Genomic DNA, 5,187 nt, shown 5'->3' on the forward strand with positions numbered 1-5,187 from the left:
GTATCCCAACCCGCTCGCGCCTACAAAAACCCGCGAGCTTAGCAGCGGCGAAGTGGGTATCGTAGTAATGGGGCTAAAAAACGTCGCCGACGTGCAGGTGGGCGATACGATCACGCTTTTTAAAAATCGCGCCGCCGCTCCCGTGGGCGGCTTTGAGAAGGCCAAGCCCTTCGTGTTTGCGGGCATCTATCCCGTGCAGACCGATAAATTTGAAGATCTGCGCGACGCTTTGGACAAGCTCAGCTTAAACGACAGTTCGCTTAGCTACGAGCCCGAGACATCGCTAGCGCTAGGATTTGGCTTTCGCGTCGGGTTTTTGGGGCTACTGCATATGGAGGTCGTGAAGGAGCGGCTCGAGCGCGAGTTTGATCTCGATCTCATCGCCACGGCGCCGACCGTCACATACGCCGTGTATCTCACGGACGGTTCGTGCGTGCGGATACACAGCCCCAGCGAGCTTCCGGCGCCAAATTTCATCGAGCGCTTCCGATCTGGGCGCGGCACGCTGGCGCGCATCGTCGAGGTGGAGCCGCGGCGCACCGAGCTGAACCGCACCGCCGACGACACCGACCCGAGCGAGTTTTTGGGAAATCTCATCAGCCTTTTAAATTTGCGCCGCGGCATCCAAACCAAGATGGACTACATCACGCCGGAGCGCGTCCTACTCGAATACGACGTGCCGACAAACGAGATCATAATGGACTTTTACGACAAGCTCAAGTCCTGCACCAAGGGATATGCGAGCTTTGATTATGAGCCGATCGATTATAGGCGCGGCGATCTCGTAAAGCTCGACATCCGCGTCGCTGGCGAAGCGGTCGATGCGCTCTCGATCATCGTGCCCGCCTCAAAGGCCGAATCCAAGGGGCGCGACCTCGTCAAAGCGATGAAGGAGATCGTGCCGCGGCAGCTTTTTGAAGTCGCGATCCAAGCAAGCATCGGCAACAAGATCATCGCTCGCGAAAACGTCCGCGCCATGGGCAAAAACGTGACCGCCAAGTGCTACGGCGGCGACATCACGCGCAAGCGCAAGCTGCTCGAGAAACAAAAAGAGGGCAAGAAGCGTATGAAAGCGATCGGCAGAGTAAATTTGCCGAGCGAGGCGTTTTTGAGCGTGCTGAAGATCGATTAAATTTAGCGCGTGGGCGATCTAAATTTCATCTTTTAACATGCAGCGGTAAAATTTCGCCTTTCAAATTTAACGATCGCTCGGGCGGTTTAAATTTAGCGGCTCGTCGTTAGGCATAAAATTTCGTCTTTAAATTTCACGATCTTAAGAGGCGATTTAAATTTTATGACTGCACGGCGTTTAAACTCTATCGCTCGTGCTCAAGCTGATACATTCGCTGTTGCGCGCCGGTTTTGCACCGCTTTAAGCTCTAGCGTTCACTGCTCGGTCGTAGAATTCTGCTGCTTGCCGTTAGGCTAAAATTTCATCTTTCAAATTTAACATCCCGTGAGCGGTTTAAATTTTATGTCCGCCAGCCGATTATTGCGGTCGCGCCCGCAGCTCGGCTACAAAATTTTATCCATGCGGCGTTCTGATATGAAATTTTATCCGCTGCGACTTTATAAAATTTGATTAAATTTTACTGCGCGCCGCATGAAATCGTCATAGCGTAGGCGGCAGATAATTATTTTTGTAGAATTCCATAGCCAAGTGCGGCGCATAATAGGGCGCGCCGATAAATTCCACAAAAGCGCTAAATTTATCGGCGCGAGATCAAAGGAGTAAAAATGAAATTTTTAGACCGCTTGGGCGTGGATAGGAGCAGCTTTATTGATCTGTTTTCGGCGTGTTTAGGTTGCGGCGCAAGGGTGCAAGAGGCGGGCTCGAAGCTGATCGTAAAGAGCAGGCGCTGGTCTGTGGATCTAAAGCGCGGCGAGATCAGTTTCGGCGATGATGCGCCGCGCGCCATCTGGTATATCGGCAGCGAAGCAAACGCCAGCCGCACGTGGCTGTGGGGATACGAAAATATAAACCGCCTAGGTGAGCGGCTGCTCACCCTTGCGCGAGATGTGCGCGACTTCGGCTTGCGGCACGGGCTAGAGGAGCTTAGCACGCCTAAGCTCGCACTAAGCGCGGAGATAAACGGCCACGCTCTAAGCGCGATCGCGTGCGGATTATCGCAGGAACCGGTATGTTACTACCGCTGTCCGCACGCAGGCGGAGCGGTGTTTGTGGCGTTCGCGGCGGGCGAGTGCGTGAGCTCCGATGGCACGATCAAGCTCAGCATGGACGCAAGGGGGCTCATCTCTTTAGCGCGCGATTATATAGGCACATTTCAGTTAAATCACGCCGTTTTTATTAAGGCGCTTTTACTTAGAAACGGTACGAAATTTAGCGAAGCGGCGGACAAGATCGTAGCAAATTTTAAAAATGACGCACTCTTTTCGTTTGATAATTTGGGGCGGCTAAGCGAGGTGAAGTTCGCCGTATAGAGCCGCAAATATTGCGGCATGCATTCGAGGCTTTGAAATTTACGCCGTGAAATTCTTCTTCGTAAATTTTATATCTTAACATTTTCATCCTTAGAATTTTGCTCGGTAAAATTTAGACTGCGAAACTCCGTCGCGTGAAATTTTGTCTTAAATTTTTACGCCGTAAAATTCCGCTACAGGGTCTGCGTCTGAGCCTTTAAATTTTAAATCAAAATCAGCCGCCGTCGATGTCGAAGTCAAGATGCTCTTTGAAATAAGCGCGCAGTCTGCGGCGGTCGTTGCGGCCGGGCGTGATCGCAAACCACAGCACGCGGTCGTTTAGATCCTTGCCGCGGATCAGCACGGTGTCGCGCAGCAAGATGTCGTGAAAGTCGCCGTTTAGCCGCCATGACGAGAGCGCCTTGGCGAAGAAAAAGATCGCGACGCCCACGACCATTATCACGAACGCCATCCCCACGCGCTCGCTCATGGCGATACCGACTAGCCACAGCACGATTATAGACGCATACGCAAAGTTCAGAAACTTCTCGTATTTTACGTAGCGGGAGTGGCTAAGCGCCGTGTAGTTCGTGCAGGTGCGCAAAAAGCCCGGCGTGAGCCTAACGTAGTCGATATTAAAGAGCAGGATTTCGCTCTTGCCCGCACCCGAGACGAAGGTGATCGCGTGGTCGCTAAATTTAAACAGCCCGCCGCCGTCGCGCCCCTGATACCAAGCTACGCCCGCGATCAAAAGCCCCAAAATCCCGCCTCCGCCGCGACCGCGTCCGTTGCCTAAAAAAAATTTATCTAAATCAAGCCGGGCCGACACGCCGTAAAAAAATATAAAGACCATCATCGCAATGACGAAGATCACGATGAAGGAATTGTCGTTTTTGACGCTAAATCCGCCTGTGCTCGTGGTTCGTGAGCCGCGGCTGCGAAGGGCGGCTTTGTAGTCTTTGGTAGTAAAAGTAGGCAAAAGCTCCCTTTCTTTCGGGCTTGCGAAATAGCTTGCGCGCGCTTTTAAAGCCCGTTTAAAACAGCGGAATTTTATAAAATTTCAGATCAAATTCGGATTAAATTTCAAATTTGAAGAGGTTTTGAGATTTAAAGAGTTTCAAATTTAAAGGATTTGAAATTTAGCCGCCTAGCTACGCTTAAAATTTACGCTTTCTCTCAAATTTATAAAAATTTCAACGCATAGTGGCACCGAAAGATCGTAAATTTAGCCCGTGCTAAACCCCGTTTTTATATAATTTCATGAAATTTTAAAGGATAGAAAATGAAAAAATTTTTTGCTTTGCTTCTTGCGGCGTTGTTTTTCGCAGGTTGTGGACAGTCTCAACCGAAAGTGCCGATCGCAAGTGCGTATAAATTCAAGGGCATTACCTACCAACACTTCCAAAACCATAATCCGAAAAAATTTGTCTATCAATCGCCGGAAGCGGTCGAGAAAAAGTACAACGAGCAGCTTTTAGCGGCGCTAAAAGAAGCGAACCTGCTGGATCAAAACTCTACCGATGAGCTTAAAATTACAATAAAGCACCACAGGGGCTTTACGGGTGAAGCTACTCCGTTTCCTAGCGATAGAATCGGTGGCATAGAGTTTATTTATGAGGTTAAACTAGTAAGAAACGGCCAAATTTTAAGAAGCTACGTGCAAAATGACATCGAGCATTACGATCCGGGATTTTTCGGCAATATGAAAACCATAGCGTTGCAAAATACAGACGATAGCTATGAAAATGCCGCAATTACGGCTCTTGTCAAGCATTTAATGGAGATCATAAAGGGTTTTTAGTGGCTCAAGGGCTTACATCGCAAACTAAACTGCAGTAAAATTTTAAAGCACAACTGGCTGGCGTATATGGCGGTTCGCATGATCTAAACCATCATAAATAGTTTTCGGCGTCTTGCGGGTTTCTAAAACGCGGAATTTTAAAAAATCGCTGCGAGCTTGAGCGGTAAATTAAAGCGTAGTTTCGTAGAAATTAAGAAATCAATTGAAATTGCAGATGGTAGTCTTGTTGAGACAAATTCTGCTTCCTCGAAGTAAAATTCCGCGTTATAACGAAATCTTAAATGCTATAAATTTGAAATTCTGCGGTACAAAGCACTTGTTTATAGGCTATGAGCGCAGCCTTTTTTGCAAAGTCTTTATGTAGAGTACTGCGTGTTTTGCGTAATCTATCTTATAAACCTTTTTAAGCTCATCCAAAAACCGCTCGCGGCTAAAAACAAAAATGAAAGCGAAGATAGGCAAAATATAAGCTTGCCGATCTGCCCGAAAATTTCGCCCGAATGAATATCTAAAACTGCCATGCGTATCGTCATAAAACGCGGCATTTGCGCTTTCATATCGGCAAATTTAACGTCCCTTAAAATTTCGCCACTCGTAGCATTGATCGCGATCCTATTAAATTCATCGCTCTCGTCGCTCGCAATTCCGTATATCGCGCTATATACTCCGTCTTTTGGATTAAGCATTATGTTAAAAAATTTAAAATTTTCGCCATGCTTTCGGGTAAAAATTTCAAACACAGCATCGATCTCTTGCAGTTTGCTTGTATCCTTAAACCCAGACTTTTGGCTAGGTTCAAATTTTTCAGCTTTATAAATTTGCTCCTCGCCCAAAATTTTATTCGTTAATCTTGCTAGCCAGTCATAAGAAAAATATAGCCCGCTCGCGCTTATAGCAAAAAGTATTACAGCCGCATAGATGCCCGTGCATCCGTGGATCTGATAAAGCAGCGCGTAGCCGCGAAC

4 protein-coding genes and 1 pseudogene are annotated in these 5,187 nt (G+C 48.0%); 3 read left to right on the forward strand and 2 right to left on the reverse strand.

Annotation, left to right across the window (positions count from 1 at the left end; genetic code table 11):
- Both Q0277_RS05310 and Q0277_RS05315 read left to right on the forward strand, forming a co-directional pair.
- Positions 1 to 1,132 (forward strand): annotated as a pseudogene (locus tag Q0277_RS05310) (elongation factor 4); the annotation flags it as partial.
- Positions 1,133 to 1,737: 605 nt separating this feature from the next.
- Positions 1,738 to 2,442, forward strand: a complete 705-nt coding sequence (locus tag Q0277_RS05315) for a DUF6882 domain-containing protein (protein WP_297996243.1) — start codon at positions 1,738 to 1,740, stop codon at positions 2,440 to 2,442.
- 214 nt (positions 2,443 to 2,656) lie between these two features.
- On the opposite strand, the gene Q0277_RS05320 is transcribed toward Q0277_RS05315, so the two are convergent.
- Positions 2,657 to 3,400 carry a hypothetical protein gene (locus Q0277_RS05320; protein ID WP_297996244.1) on the reverse strand — a complete coding sequence of 248 codons (744 nt, stop codon included), beginning with the start codon at positions 3,398 to 3,400 and terminating at the stop codon, positions 2,657 to 2,659.
- Positions 3,401 to 3,703: 303 nt separating this feature from the next.
- Between Q0277_RS05320 and Q0277_RS05325 the strand changes: the two genes are divergently transcribed.
- A complete protein-coding gene (locus Q0277_RS05325; RefSeq protein WP_297996246.1) occupies positions 3,704 to 4,222 on the forward strand; it encodes a hypothetical protein in 519 nt (172 codons plus the stop codon).
- 386 nt (positions 4,223 to 4,608) lie between these two features.
- Here Q0277_RS05325 and Q0277_RS05330 read toward each other — a convergent pair.
- Positions 4,609 to 5,187 (reverse strand): PepSY-associated TM helix domain-containing protein (locus tag Q0277_RS05330; RefSeq protein WP_297996248.1); only part of this gene is annotated, 579 nt, incomplete at its 5' end.

The sequence above is a fragment of the uncultured Campylobacter sp. genome, from assembly GCF_938030815.1.
Classification (GTDB): domain Bacteria; phylum Campylobacterota; class Campylobacteria; order Campylobacterales; family Campylobacteraceae; genus Campylobacter_B.